At 46.9% G+C, this 13,886-nt stretch carries 13 protein-coding genes; 3 read left to right on the forward strand and 10 right to left on the reverse strand.

Annotation, left to right across the window (positions count from 1 at the left end; translation table 11 throughout):
• Window positions 1-53: 53 nt before the first annotated feature.
• Window positions 54-1,025 (reverse strand): MBL fold metallo-hydrolase, encoded by a 972-nt coding sequence (locus tag DC345_RS05515; protein ID WP_113052248.1) that lies wholly within the window; start codon window positions 1,023-1,025, stop codon window positions 54-56.
• A 172-nt stretch (window positions 1,026-1,197) separates the two neighbouring features.
• Between DC345_RS05515 and DC345_RS05520 the strand changes: the two genes are divergently transcribed.
• Window positions 1,198-1,731 carry a DUF1572 family protein gene (locus tag DC345_RS05520; RefSeq protein WP_113052249.1) on the forward strand — a complete coding sequence of 178 codons (534 nt, stop codon included), beginning with the start codon at window positions 1,198-1,200 and terminating at the stop codon, window positions 1,729-1,731.
• A 105-nt stretch (window positions 1,732-1,836) separates the two neighbouring features.
• A complete protein-coding gene (locus DC345_RS05525) occupies window positions 1,837-2,817 on the forward strand; it encodes an alpha/beta fold hydrolase (RefSeq protein ID WP_258530567.1) in 981 nt (326 codons plus the stop codon).
• 100 nt (window positions 2,818-2,917) lie between these two features.
• Here the strand turns inward: DC345_RS05525 and DC345_RS05530 are convergent, their stop codons facing one another.
• From DC345_RS05530 to DC345_RS05540, 3 genes are all read right to left on the reverse strand, one after another.
• Complete coding sequence (locus tag DC345_RS05530; RefSeq protein WP_113052250.1) at window positions 2,918-3,571, reverse strand: serine/threonine-protein kinase; 654 nt, start codon at window positions 3,569-3,571, stop codon at window positions 2,918-2,920.
• Window positions 3,572-3,845: 274 nt separating this feature from the next.
• A complete protein-coding gene (locus DC345_RS05535; RefSeq protein WP_113052844.1) occupies window positions 3,846-5,327 on the reverse strand; it encodes a DHA2 family efflux MFS transporter permease subunit in 1,482 nt (493 codons plus the stop codon).
• A 65-nt stretch (window positions 5,328-5,392) separates the two neighbouring features.
• Window positions 5,393-5,980 carry a TetR/AcrR family transcriptional regulator gene (locus DC345_RS05540; RefSeq protein ID WP_113052251.1) on the reverse strand — a complete coding sequence of 196 codons (588 nt, stop codon included), beginning with the start codon at window positions 5,978-5,980 and terminating at the stop codon, window positions 5,393-5,395.
• 219 nt (window positions 5,981-6,199) lie between these two features.
• On the opposite strand from DC345_RS05540, the gene DC345_RS05545 reads away from it, so the two are divergent.
• Window positions 6,200-7,150, forward strand: coding sequence for a LysR family transcriptional regulator (locus DC345_RS05545; RefSeq protein ID WP_113052252.1), 951 nt, complete (start codon window positions 6,200-6,202; stop codon window positions 7,148-7,150).
• A 48-nt stretch (window positions 7,151-7,198) separates the two neighbouring features.
• Here the strand turns inward: DC345_RS05545 and DC345_RS05550 are convergent, their stop codons facing one another.
• The 6 genes from DC345_RS05550 to DC345_RS05575 are packed head-to-tail and all read right to left on the reverse strand — an operon-like array spanning window position 7,199 to window position 13,874.
• Window positions 7,199-7,963 (reverse strand): SDR family NAD(P)-dependent oxidoreductase, encoded by a 765-nt coding sequence (locus tag DC345_RS05550; protein WP_113052253.1) that lies wholly within the window; start codon window positions 7,961-7,963, stop codon window positions 7,199-7,201.
• 58 nt (window positions 7,964-8,021) lie between these two features.
• Window positions 8,022-9,785, reverse strand: a complete 1,764-nt coding sequence (locus DC345_RS05555; protein WP_258530568.1) for a M28 family metallopeptidase — start codon at window positions 9,783-9,785, stop codon at window positions 8,022-8,024.
• The gene (locus tag DC345_RS05560) at window positions 9,721-10,974 is read right to left on the reverse strand and encodes a M20 metallopeptidase family protein (RefSeq protein ID WP_113052255.1); all 1,254 of its coding nucleotides are present in this window, start codon (window positions 10,972-10,974) and stop codon (window positions 9,721-9,723) included. The genes DC345_RS05555 and DC345_RS05560 overlap by 65 nt, the downstream gene beginning before the upstream one ends.
• Window positions 10,975-10,989: 15 nt before the next feature.
• On the reverse strand, window positions 10,990-11,979 hold the full coding sequence (locus tag DC345_RS05565; RefSeq protein WP_113052256.1) for an ABC transporter ATP-binding protein: 990 nt from the start codon (window positions 11,977-11,979) through the stop codon (window positions 10,990-10,992).
• Window positions 11,957-12,973 carry an ABC transporter ATP-binding protein gene (locus DC345_RS05570; protein ID WP_113052257.1) on the reverse strand — a complete coding sequence of 339 codons (1,017 nt, stop codon included), beginning with the start codon at window positions 12,971-12,973 and terminating at the stop codon, window positions 11,957-11,959. The genes DC345_RS05565 and DC345_RS05570 overlap by 23 nt, the downstream gene beginning before the upstream one ends.
• Window positions 12,951-13,874: an ABC transporter permease gene (locus tag DC345_RS05575; RefSeq protein WP_397333634.1), complete on the reverse strand. Its 924-nt coding sequence runs from the start codon at window positions 13,872-13,874 to the stop codon at window positions 12,951-12,953. Before DC345_RS05575 ends, DC345_RS05570 begins: the two co-directional genes overlap by 23 nt.
• Between the last annotated feature and the right edge of the window lie 12 nt (window positions 13,875-13,886).

Below are 13,886 nucleotides of genomic sequence, written 5' to 3' on the forward strand. Positions count from 1 at the left end.
AAGCGTCCTCCCATCTAATGAGTTGGACGCTTTTATAATTATTTCAGATCTCCTCAGTTTGATCTCCACCACGGTTGGCTTGGGTAAGATCCCGTATGCAGTACAACCTTCTCACCGATTTTGGGCGTTGCAATGGTGACATTCAGGGCATGTGCAGCCTTGGTGATCCGTTCAACCGGCTCGTTCCAGGCATGATAAGCCAACGTAAAAGCAGCCCAATGAATCGGAATGAGCAGCCTTCCCTTTACATCCAAGTGTGCCTGTACCGTTTCTTCTGGCATCATATGAATGTTGGACCAACGCTCATCATATTGCCCGCATTCCATCAGGGTCAGGTCAAAGGGTCCATACTTACTGCCGATTTCCTTAAAATGAGGACCGTATCCGCTGTCGCCACTAAAGAAAACCTTCGTTTCTTGTCCAACAATGACCCACGAACACCATAGTGTCGAATTGCGGTCCAACAATCCCCTGCCCGAGAAATGCCGCGCCGGCGTGCAGGCTAATGTCAAACCTTTAAAGGATAGCTCATCCCACCAGTTATGTTCGGTAATCTGTTCCGAGGGCACACCCAGTTGAATCAGTCTTCGACGCACGCCAAGGGGAACGATAAATCGCTGTGTTTTATTCTTCAATCGGCGGATAGAGGAATAGTCCAGATGATCATAATGGTCATGCGATATAATGATCGCATCCAAGGCTGGAAAATCCTCGGGTTGAATCGGCAGATTAGTACTGTATCGTTTCGTACCCGCCCAAGATACAGGAGATGGACGGTTGCCCAGCATTGGATCAAAGAGCAATCTGTGTCCTTCAATCTCAAGCAAAAAAGCCGAATGACCGAACCATGTCACCTGTGGATGATCGGATACATTTAACGATTCCGCTGGTTCATATTTCTCTACGGGAATGTTAACCGCAGGTCTTCTCTCTATACTTCTGCGCATGGAATCTTTCAACATGCTCACGAGGGAGCTAAAGCTCATACCTGCGGATGTCGGAACCTGATTTTCGTATTTTGTCATTATTCATACCTTCTGTTCTCTATAATCAATAATTCAAGCAATCATTCAATCTTGAGTAAAACAGGAGCAATATTAGCCTTTATATTAAATCATTGTTCGTCTATAATCAATTCGCCTTCGGTTATCTGAATTTGATATCGAATCAACCCTAATGAATGGAGGACATGTTATCATGATTAAACTTATTCAGGACGTAATTGAGGACATGAACAAGCAGCTAGAACGTATTGAAATCAGCTTGAACAGGTTGAACGAGGAACAGATTTGGACCAGACTTCAGCCTGGTATGAACAGTGTGGGGAATTATTGTCTGCATTTGGCGGGCAATGAATATCAGAACCTGGTGACTGGTATTGGGAACCAGCCTCTAATCCGGGAACGCTCTGCTGAATTCAATACCAATAGCGGTCTGAGCCGGGAGGAATTATTAACCAAGCTTCACAAGGTGCGAACAGAATCAATCGCTATATTATCTAGTCTGGAAGAGGAGGATTTGTCCAGAGAAGTGACCATTCCCTATGAGTTGACCGATTGGAATCGTATGAACCGTCGTGAGGATGAAGCCACAGATGCGCATGAGCATAAATTCGTACGTTCTCTTTTGATAAAGGTCGCCTCCCATTACGGCTACCATACAGGCCAGATTGTACTGCTGTCGAAGATTTTACAGCCCAGCGACGAACATCTCACAGGACTATATCACTAATAACTATCGAGCAAAAAAATAATTAAGGTGGAATTAAGACTCTGTTTTCTCTCCAATAAGATTGGGCATATATGATAGAGAAAATACAGAGAGAGTATGTGAGAGATGATGAAAAAATTCCGCAGAAGATTATTTAAGACGTTTATATTCGGAGTAGTGGCATTACTTCTCCTTCTGGTTACGGGCTTGATCTATCAACAAGTGAGTACCCGTCAGGATCAGAAAACATTTATTCCGCCTGGCAAGCTCTACAGTATACATGGTGACAATATGCATTTATATACGGCTGGGCAAGGAGATACAACAGTTGTCCTTGCATCCGGATGGGGCACTGCTGATCCTTATGTGGATTATTATCCGCTCTACGAAAAGCTTGCACCTTATACGAAATTCGCGGTTTATGATCGCTTTGGCTATGGTTATAGCGATGTGACCGATAAGAAACGTGATGTCGATACGATTGCGGATGAATTGCACGAGTTATTAGAGGTTTCTGGACAAAAGCCGCCATACGTACTGGTTGCACATTCCCTCGGCTCGCTGGAAACACTGCGATTTGCCCAAAAGTACCCGGATGAGGTGCAGGGTATCGTGATGGTGGATGGAGGAAGCCCGGAATACTACGCCAATGACACTGAGGATATAGCAAGCGTGGTCGGCGGCTTCATGAACCAGTTCCGTATCCAAACCGGATTGTTCCGATTACTTATGCAATCTGACGCTGTTGTAGAAGCCTCGAATGCCAGTCGTAACGGCCTGAAGCTTGTACCAGATGATTTGAAGAAAATAGATACAACGGCTCTGTTGCTTAATTACGGCAATGCCAACACCGTAGATGAATTGCGCGAAACCACAACCAATGCCAAGGTTGTCATCGACAACAAAAAGCCCTTTCTGTTTCCGCTTACCATACTGACCGCAGATTACTTCGGCGCCAGTGAACCCGAGTGGGATAAAACACAGGCTGAATTTACATCCTGGTCGGAACAATCCAAACATATAACTGTTAAGGATACCGAGCACTATATTCATCAATATCACCCGGATCTTGTTGCCAATGAAATATTGGATTTGGTTAAGAAGTAAATTTCCTGAACAAACGAAAAAAAGCGTAAAATTCGTTCCAAAATAAATAAAAAACCTAACGATTCTGGTAGTCGTCAGGGTTTTTATTTCGTTAAACTCGTTACTGTGCTAGTGCCATCCTCGGTGTTAGCGATCTGAAATGTGCCAATGCCTCTTGGACCTCCGTGGTTGTAAGACCGTGTCGATCAAAATAATGCACGATCTCCTCCAGGCCAGCTCCATCACCGCTGTATATCCGCTCAATCTTTCGAATAATCTCTTGTTGTAATCGCTCCCGCAATCGCATACAACTGACAGATTCACATAGCCAAAAATCAGTCCGCTTGACCTCCCCTGTTGCAGTCCATAACAAATTCTCATATCGTATGACATCCCAATCACGATAACCCGCCTGAATCTGCTGAAGTTCTGTTGAGAACATATCATATATCAGATTGTGCGGTATGTGCCCGTATGTTGCCCGATACTGTTTCAGGTTGAAGCCTTCGATCCATTCTGTCAGGACAAAATTCCCCGAAGCGTACGCATACAATTCGGGAACATGATGGTTGTTTTGCAATGACAAGAGCGCCTCACACTCCAATTCCCCATCCACTTTTCCACGAGTCGTATATACTTTAAGGCAGTACTCTTGTAATTGATAGACAACCGACTGTTTTCCCATTAGAGAAGCTTGCATGGTCAGATGACCATTTTTCTCATATCGATCTAGCAACTGTTCAATATTCGCAGGTATAGTTTTAACGATTCTCATAAAGACGTCTCCTTGATTATAAAATACATTCTAAAACGTTTTCTTCTATCCGTTTTTATTAATCTACTCTCTATATTATCTTTAAAATTCCATATGAACATATACAATTTCGCCAGAACATGAACTATTTGCTTTCAAAATCAAGATTTATTCTATTCACCTAGCAGGTTTATTTTCACTCTAATGGATGGAACCCGTTTCATGTCAAGGTACAAAAAAACGATGCCCCTCTATTAAAGAGAGAGCATCGTTTCATTTCATATATGACTTTCAATTAATGCATAGGACCTTGTTGGCCCTGCTGAGCACCGACCTTAACTCGTTTCACGAAGAGTGAAATGATCAAACCAATCACAGCAAGAACCAGTGCGAAAATAAATGCATTTTGTACACCGGATGTGAAACCTGCCAACTGATTCTCTGGACTCTCAGGATCTGTCACACTGCTCAAGAAGCGTGTCTGACCTGCGCTCAATATACTTACCGCAACAGCTGTACCAATAGCTCCCGATACCTGCTGCAATGTATTCATAATCGCCGTTCCGTGAGGATAGAATTCAGGTGGCAATTGATTCAAGCCGTTGGTTTGAGCAGGCATCATGATCATTGAAATCCCGATCATCATGAAGATATGCAGCGTAATAATCTTGCCCAGGGTCGTTGTCGGAGTGATTCCTGTGTACAGGAAGAGTACAACAGTTACAATCGCAAGACCGATTATCACAAGCCACTTCGGACCGAATTTGTCAAACAGACGCCCCATAACCGGAGACAAGAATCCATTCAGCAAGCTGCCCGGTAGCAGTACCAGACCGGCAGTCAGAGCCGTAACCGCCATACCTTGTTGCAGGTACATTGGCAGGATAAGCATGGATGACAACATCATCATCATACAAAGGAAGATCAGAATCAAACCGACTGTAAACATTGGATATTTGAATGCCCGCAGATCCATCATCGGCTGTTTCATTCTCAATTGACGGATGCTGAACAACAGCAAAGATAGTACTCCAATAACCAGTGTAGCTACAACGATAGGACTGGTCCAGCCACCACCACTTTCCCCATGGCCTCCTGCACTACTGAATCCGTACACGATGCCACCAAAACCAAGTGTGGAAAGCACAATGGAAAGAACATCAATTTTGGGCTTGGTCAAGTTCGAAATATTCGGTAAGAACAGCAAGCCGCATACCAATGAAATAATGAAGAAAGGCAAGGAGATCCAGAAAATCCAGTGCCAGCTCAGATTGGCCAAAATCAGACCCGAGATACTCGGACCACTCGCTGGTGCAAACATGATTACCAAACCGATCAATCCCATGGCAGCGCCACGCTTCTCAATCGGGAAGATAACTAGTATGGTGTTGAACATTAGCGGCAGTAAGAGAGCTGTACCTACAGCTTGTAATACCCGTGCCACCAATAGAATTTCAAAGCTCGGTGCAATAGCAGCAACCAGCGTTCCTGCAATCGAAAAAATCAGAGAAGTTGTGAACAACTGTCTCGTCGAAAACCATTGTAACAGCATACCGGAAACCGGCACCAAAATACCCAAGACGAGCAAATATCCTGTCGTTAACCATTGAATGGTCGTAGGTCCAACTTCGAGCAAGCCCATAAGCGGTGTCAATGCCACATTTAGTGCTGTTTCACCGAACAGACCAATAAAGCCGCTAAGTAACATAGCGAATAAAATCGGAAATACTTTATATTGTTTTGTTTCTTGTTGATCCTTTACAGAACCAGCCTTCATGGCAGCTTCCACAATCCCATCCTCCTCAAACAATCTGACGATTTCTATTTCTCTCTTTACGAAGCTTATTGCTTCTCTTTTGCATTCTTCGCCACAACGGACAAATAATCAGCAGCCGTCAGCAAAGGCTGTTTATCCTGGTTGGTCAGGCTGATAATCAATGCGCCCTCCATTAATGAAATGACGAGGAGTCCCATCTCTTGTGCTTTCTTTTCACCTATGCCATCCAAAATCAGATGTTTCGTAATGATTTGCTGCCATCCTGCAAACACGTTCTGACAGGCAATTCGCAATTGATGACTGATGCACGAGGTCTCCACGGCTGCCCAGAAACTAAATGGAAGAAAACCCGTAAAACCTGCCGCCTCCGTTTCAATGGCTAAGTCATGAATAAATTGCTGAATGGCATCCCCCGTATTATCATGAGCAGCAAATACTTCTTCAAACTTCTGCAGAATGTTTTCATTGGCTTTTTGAATGCACTCGTGAGCGAGCTCTTCCTTGCCATGAGGGAAATAATGATATAGCGAGCCTTTTGGCGTACTGCTCTCCTTAATAATCTGATTTAGACCGGTCGCATGATATCCTTGTGAAAAAAACAGTCTGGCTGCTGTGCTGACGATTAGTTCTCTAGCATTAGACTTTTCACTCAATAAAGCCACATCCTTAAATGAATTATAACAATCGGTCTATATAATTAAAACCGTTTCGAAAAACACTGTCAACCCTTATATTTCGGCCAATTTTCTTGATAGCGCTATCAATCCAGTGCATGCAAAGAACAAATACAAATTACTCTTGATAACACTCTAAAAACATAATATCCTATTGGGATAGTATGTATTAACCATGATATACTGATCATTACAATAATGAATAGAAAGGTGTTTGCCATGGAAATGCGAATGATCAAGACCTTTCAAACGATTGTAAAGCTCGGGAGCTTTCAGCAGGCAGCAGAAGCTTTGCAGTACTCACAACCCGCCATTACACTGCATATGCAGAAACTTGAGGCCGATCTGGGTATGAAATTACTGGATAGAGGCAAAAAGATTAAATTGACGGAAGCGGGGAAAATATTTTACGCCAGAGCCGATCAGCTTCTGAAGGAATACGAGTATTTGACAAATACGATCACCGACATTCAACAGGGACAAGCGGGGTTTGTACGAATTGGAGTATCTGAACCAACAGCAAGCCATCGCCTTCCTGCTATTCTGTCTTCTTTTGTAAAACAGAATCCCAAGATTAAGCTCAGCGTGCGCATCGGGGACAGTAAGCTGCTTAATGAATTGCTAATTGATGAGCAGCTTGACTTTGCCGTCTGCCCTTCTCCTGAGACGAGTATGGAAACCGAGTTTCAACCGCTGCTTTTTGAACCGATGGCATTGCTGTTGTATGATTCACATCCATTCGCTCAGGGTGATGAAATCCATTTGGCAGATCTGAAAGGACAACAATTTCTATTCACACCCCCCAATTGCCCAATCCGCATCCGTATAGAGCAGCTATTGGCCGAGAAAATCGACAGCGACTATCAGGGAATTGAAATAAGTAATATTCGGTCTCACAAGTATTATGTACAAGCCAAATTAGGCATAACTATTGCTCCGGTTGCAACAATCTGCCCCGCCATTCCAGGTACCGTTATTCAGAAAATTGCCGATCTCAAGGTTGGGCCCATTGCTGGCATTTTGCGTAAGCGAAATATACCGCTTGGCTCCGCGAGTGAAAAGCTCATGCTGGACATTCGGGCTGCGCTGCTTCAGAGCAATCTATATGTTCCCGAATTTGAACTCCCTTCACAGCTGGCTATACCGTAAATGGACTCACCAGCTGCCATTCTATTTTCTTTATTAGGGCGCAAACAGTTACTTAAGTCTCCCTGCCGTGCGTCCACCATCTACCGTTAATATGCTGCCTGTAATGAATGATGCCTGGTCAGAAGTCAGATACAATATCGCTTGGGGAGCGTCATCCGGACCTGATGTCCGGCCTAGCGGTGTAATTTTGATCATATGTTCCGTATGCTCCTTCGTCATCACACTAACCTCGCTGCCGGGTGCGTAACCCGGCACAACCGCATTTACCCGAATGCGATAGGGCGACAACTCCAGGGCAAAGGTTTTGGTCAGCATCTCGATTCCTACTTTCGAAACCGAATAATTCCCCATGCCGACTCCTGCGGTGGAAGCTGCTCCAGAGCTTATATTAATGAAGGAACCTTCTACTTCACTCGCAATCATCTGTTTGGCAAAATGCTGAGTGAGCAGGAACGGTGCTGCCAGATTCAGATCCATCGTCTCATTCCAATGTTGAAGCGTCATGTTCATGAGTGTGCGGTATGGATATATTCCCGCATTATTGATGACAATATCCGGCGCTTTCCATTGCTGCTTCACCGCTTGAACCAATTCATTAATGGAGTGTTCATCCACAAGATTCGTTACATGCCAGTGTACATCCACTCCCTCCTGCTTCAGCTTATCTACTGTACCCCTCAAAGCTTCCTCCCGGATATCGGACAAATAAAGGCTCGCGCCTTCGGCGGCGTATGCTTGTGCAATCCATTGGCCAAAAACACCTGCCCCTCCGGTAATGACTACCCTTTTCCCTGCAAATGTTCGTTCCGGCATGACAGTCGCTCCTCTATATCATGATGTTCTTGCTGTAAATAGGCTGCTTCAACTTGGGTTAATTCAAAACGAGATTCTTTTCGGCCTCAACGACAAGTCGCTCTGCCTGCTTTATTTCATAACCAATCCGATTCACCTGACGTATAAGTGATGTTTGGAGTCTGAGAAAGGCTTCACTGCCTACTTCGGCTGCCGCCAGAAGTTCGATGTCTGATAGCGCAGGTACAAGCGAATGACTGCCTGCGGCATCATGATCATACCGGCTGCCTCGAACATAATTGATGGGCACCAGCCATCTGCTAAGTGACAATATCGTTCGGTTCGCTTTTGTAATAGAAGCAGCCGGTAAGGACGTGGAACCTATCCGGTCATAGAAATGCTCCGTGGCATTCTGTAGCTGCTGGACCCTGCTTGTTAAGCGTGAAAGGTCAAACTTGTCTCCAATAAGCTCCGTATAATAGCCAATTCGTTCGGAAAGCGTTTGGATCGCCTGTCTCTGATCAATGGGAATAATGGGAGCAGAGGCAGCATTATGGACGGCTGCTACGTACACCTTGCAATCACGTGCCAGATAATCTGCGTCAATTTTGTCCAGCGTGTCCTCAGTCGTATGCCACCACCAGCCAAACCAGCCCTCAGGCTGATAGGACAGCCCCATAAAAGCAGACGGAAGTCCAGCACCCCAGAAGGACTGATCTCCCGACCTTCCAAACGGTGATCCGCGAAAAGGTTCATCCGTGACGATACGTATGGCATCTGCACAAAGTATCCGTGTCTCTGCCATTGTATTGGCTGCACCGAGATGACTCGCTCCCTTGGCGCCCACGGAATCAATATTGATATGCAACACCCCGTTTTCATGCAAATCTTCCCAATGAAGATCACTGTATAATGCAGAGCCGGCATATCTGCCGTGGGAATGGCCTGACCAAAATGCAAACCGAACGGAGCGCCGCAGCGTGTCACGATGTAATGATAGTACCCGCGCTGTCTCCACCATGACGGCGTTGGCGGAGCCGTTATCCATTGCGCCATAATGCCATGAATCCACATGCCCGCTAAACAGCACAAAAGATTCGGGCTCTTCCGTCCCCTGAATCTCAGCAATCAGGGTTGGAATGTTCACCCATTCTGTGCGAACTTCCACAGTCAATGTAATTGCTATAGTCTCTCCTTCTTCCGAGGCGATCAAAGACTTGATCTGCTCTCCATCCGAATGGTTGACCGACAGAACTGGAATGGACGGATAGCCATCATCCTGTGGTGTCGGATTTCCCCAAACGGAGGAAACAATCATTTCATGCGTATACGCACCGCTATTGATAAATATGACGGCTGCTGCGCCCAACTGCTGCAAACGATAAATCGTGGGTCCATTCGCAAGTCCGTGAACGATCACCGCATGACCTGTCACTTGATTGGTCCAGTCGGTCTGGTCTGAATCCTTTAGCTCTATGCATCTCAAAAACGTGTTCAACTGTTTCGCCTGGGCTGACATGGAATGCGTAATAGCTGCAAAAGAAATGCCGCCGACCTTAAGTTCTGCTCTGACAGGGATACTGATATAGGCTTTGTTAAACGTAAGCCCGGTGGTCAACCCAAAATCCTCAAGCTGTTCCTTAATATAATGGAAAGCCCGCAGTTCCTCTTCGGAACCCGACAAACGAATTTCCTTCGCAATCTGTCTGTTGTATTCAAGCAGGAGATCACGGTCGACCTCGTGCAATATGGAGTCTACCTCCAGTCGTTGCTGCAACTCAGTCATGTCGATCCCCCCTGTGCTCATTGCCTGCTGCAACGCCCAGCTCAATACTTGATTCATCATCACTGTTCTGATCCAAGTAACGGATGGCTGCTTCTCCAAGAACCGATATGCCTGTAACAATCGCTTGCTCATCAAAAATGATGGAATCACTGTGAAGGGGCAGTTCTGATCGGGCATCTTCTTCTGTAATCGTGCCGAGACGGAATATGGCACCCGGTACATATTCGAGATACGCACCAAAATCTTCGGCGCCCATGGATGGCTCCTTCAAATACACCACAGCTTCCCGGCCAATGGTATCTGCCGCTGCCTGTTCAATCACATCAACGATACGATCATCGTTTATTACAGGAGAACCGCCGCGGTAGTAATCAAATTCCGCTTTACCACCGAACCCTTCCGCAATGGTCTCAATGAGTCGCTTCATATATACGGGCACAGCTTCACGCGTCTCAGGATTGTGCGTACGAATGGTACCTCTGAGTTGGACCTCCCCAGCGATAACGTTATAAGCATGGCTATTGCTTTGCAGTTTCGTGATCGAGATGACGGAAGAATCAAGCGGAGACAAGTTTCGGGAGACTACCGTTTGCAACGCAGTTATAATCTGGGCTGCAATGATGACCGGATCGACGGTTCGATGCGGATAGGCAGCATGTCCACCTTTTCCCGTCACTCGAATATCAAAGGCATCGGCCGCCGCCAGCATGGCCCCTTTTCTCAAACCAATCTTGCCAGCAGGCAAATCCGGCCACACGTGGAGCGCAATGATCGCATTCACCTCCGGATTAAGCAATACACCTGCCTCAATCAGATCCGTTGCACCTCCCTGTACTTCCTCAGCAGGCTGGAAAATGAACTTCACCGTTCCCTGAAGCTCATCCCTGTGCTCGCTTAATGCCGCTGCTGTTCCAAGAAGAATGGCGGTATGCACATCATGCCCGCAAGCATGCATCACCCCTTCGTGAACACTGGCAAACGGCAATCCTGTCTTTTCTAAGATTGGCAGTGCATCCATATCGGCGCGAATTCCAATGGTTCTTCCCTCACGTCCACCTTTCAAAAGCCCAACAACTCCTGTGCCGCCTACACCCGTCTGGACTTCGAGACCAGCGTCCTCCAAAAATTGGGCAATCAGCTTGGCCGTTTCAAACTCCTGGTGACCAAGCTCAGGATTCTGGTGTATATGGCGGCGAAGCCGTATAGCTTCGTCCTTCCACTTTTCGGCTGAACTACGAAAACTCATTGTTTCATTCCTCCTCTATTCATCGTATAAATGACACTGCACTTCACGGTCTGGAGCGACGAATCGTTTCTGTGGAACGACCTGTCGGCATGTCTCCATAACGTATGGGCATCGGGTATGAAAAACACAGCCGGCAGGCGGATGAAGTGGCGATGGGATCTCACCGCTCAATACAACTCTTTCCCTTTTGACCCGAGGATTCGGGATCGGTACCGCAGACAATAATGATCTGGTATAGGGGTGCAAAGGTTCGGCGAACAAAGCTTCCGCTGGTCCCTGTTCCACCATCTCGCCCAAATACATCACACCAATGCGATCTGCAATATGGCGTACAACGCTAAGGTCATGTGCAATGAATAAATAAGAAATGCCGAGCTCCTCCTGAACCTCTTCCAGCAAATTAATGACCTGGGATTGAATCGACACGTCCAGCGCTGACACGGGTTCATCACATATAATGAGCTTCGGTCCAAGGGCCAACGCTTTGGCGATGCCCAGCCTTTGACGCTGACCACCTGAGAATTCATGGGGAAACCGCTCGTAATGTTCTTCACTGAATCCAACTTTGCGCAGCAACGACATGGCTGTTTCCATTCTGTCCCGTTTGTTGCCCTTGTTGTGGATTAATAGCGGTTCTTCAATGGAATAACCGATGCGTTTGCGAGGGTCCAGCGAGGTGTATGGGTCCTGAAATACCATCTGCATATGCTGCCTGTAGCTTCGCAGTTCTTTTTTACTTAACCCCAGGATATCCGTGCCCTCATAAAATGCTTCCCCTGACGTTGGCTCAACAAGTCTGAGAATCGACCGACCGAGTGTGCTTTTACCGCAGCCGGATTCGCCAACCAGGCCAAAGGTTTGTCCTGTGTGGATGTCGAAGGATACACCATTAACTGCCTTGACTTGCCCTCTGGTTCTGCCAAAAGAAGATCGAACAGGGAAATGTTTGTTCAGATTGCTAACCTGTAGCAGCGGCTTCGACTCAACCAATGATTTCGAGTTCATGTGTCTCCTCCTGAATCGTTGCTATTCCGGGATACCAGCAGCGTACCGAATGGTTCTCGTCCACCTGTTTCAAAGAAGGCGCTGCTCGCAGGCATTGTTCATCCGCATAAGCACATCTTGGAGCGAATCGGCAGCCTGCTGGAACCTGATGCAGCGCGGGTACCGTTCCCTCAATGACATGGAGCCTGCTGTGCTGCTCGCCATCAATACGGGGAATGGATTTCATTAAGCCTGACGTATATGGATGCTGGGGATTGAAAAATAAATCGTCCACGCTCGCCTCCTCCACGACCTGTCCAAGATACATGACCGCCACTCTTGTACATGTCTCTGCGACTACACCAAGGTCATGTGTAATCAGGATGACACCAAGTCCCGTCTTCGCTTGCAGACTTTCGATAAGCTCCAGTATTTGCGCCTGAATCGTCACATCCAGTGCCGTTGTCGGTTCGTCTGCGATAAGCAGTTTTGGATTACAGGCAAGTGCCATGGCAATCATGACCCGCTGTCTCATCCCTCCCGAGATTTCATGCGGATGCTCATCTACCCTCTTTTCAGGTGAGGGGATACCTGTCATACGCAGCAGATCCACGGCAGCCCGACGCGCCTGTCTGCCATTCATGCCTTGATGCAGCTTCAAGCTCTCGGCAATTTGTTTGCCAATCGTCTGAACCGGATTCAGGGAAGACATAGGGTCTTGAAAGATCATGGAGAGTTCATTGCCACGAATGCGTTCCATTTGTCTTTTGGACAAAGTTAAGAGATCGGTACCTTCGTAGAGGACTTCACCCGAATAATCCACGTAATCTTCATCAAACAGTCTGAGAATGGATTCGGCGGTTACGCTTTTCCCGCAGCCGGACTCACCTACGATGCCCAGCGTCTCCCCGGCAAGGACGTGGAAGGATACGCCTTCCACCGGGTGGATGGTTCCTTTTTCGGTTGAGATGGATACTTTCAGGTCCTTCACCTCAAGCAGCGGTTGTTTTCCCACGACGTCTCCCCCTTTTCACCTTATTTGCCTGCGGGTCGAGTAGATCTCTAAGGCCATCGCCGAACAGGTTCAGACCCAGTACAACGAGCACCAGGAAAATGCCCGGGAAGACAGTCATCCACCAAGCGTTGTAGATCACCGTTTTTCCGTCAAAAAGCATATTCCCGAGACTTGGGGACGGGGAAGGAATACCCGCTCCAAGAAAACTTAGAGAAGCTTCCGTCAGGATCGATACGGCAAAAATGAAGCTGGATTGGATAATGAGCGGAGACAGCGTATTGGGCGCCATATGAATCCAAATGATGCGCCAGCTGCTTGCTCCCTGCGCATGCAACGCTTCAATATAAGTTAACTCCCGAATGACCAGCGCCTTGGAACGAATAATCCGGGCCATCGATGGAATGAAGATAATACTTAGGGCGATAATGACATTGCCCGCATTCGGGCCAAGAGCCGCCATAATGGAGATAGCTAGCAAAATGGACGGAAAAGCGAACAAACCATCACAGATGCGCATAAAGATATGATCCAGTACCGAATAACTTGCGGATAATAACCCCACAATCATTCCGATCAAAGAAGATACAACCGTAACAGCGAAACCAACCGCAACCGAAATACGCAAACCATATACGGCGCGAGTGAATACATCACGTCCAAAGTTATCTGTGCCAAATATGTGCTGCCCGTTGGGCCCTTTAAGTCGATTCACCGGATCAATCTGTAACGGCCCGTATGGTGTAAGCATCGGCCCTATGATTACCAGAAGCACAACAACAAGCAGAATTCCCGCCCCTGTGCTTAACAACTGATTATGCATAAAGCGCCTGAATGCGCTGCGTCTGCTCTTCCCTTTTTGATATGCTGACGCAGCAATGGTGGTATCCGGGTTGGTTATCAAGTTGTCTCCACC

Origin of the sequence: Paenibacillus taichungensis, assembly GCF_003287275.1 — a bacterium.
In the GTDB taxonomy this organism is placed as follows: Bacteria; Bacillota; Bacilli; order Paenibacillales; family Paenibacillaceae; genus Paenibacillus; species Paenibacillus taichungensis_A.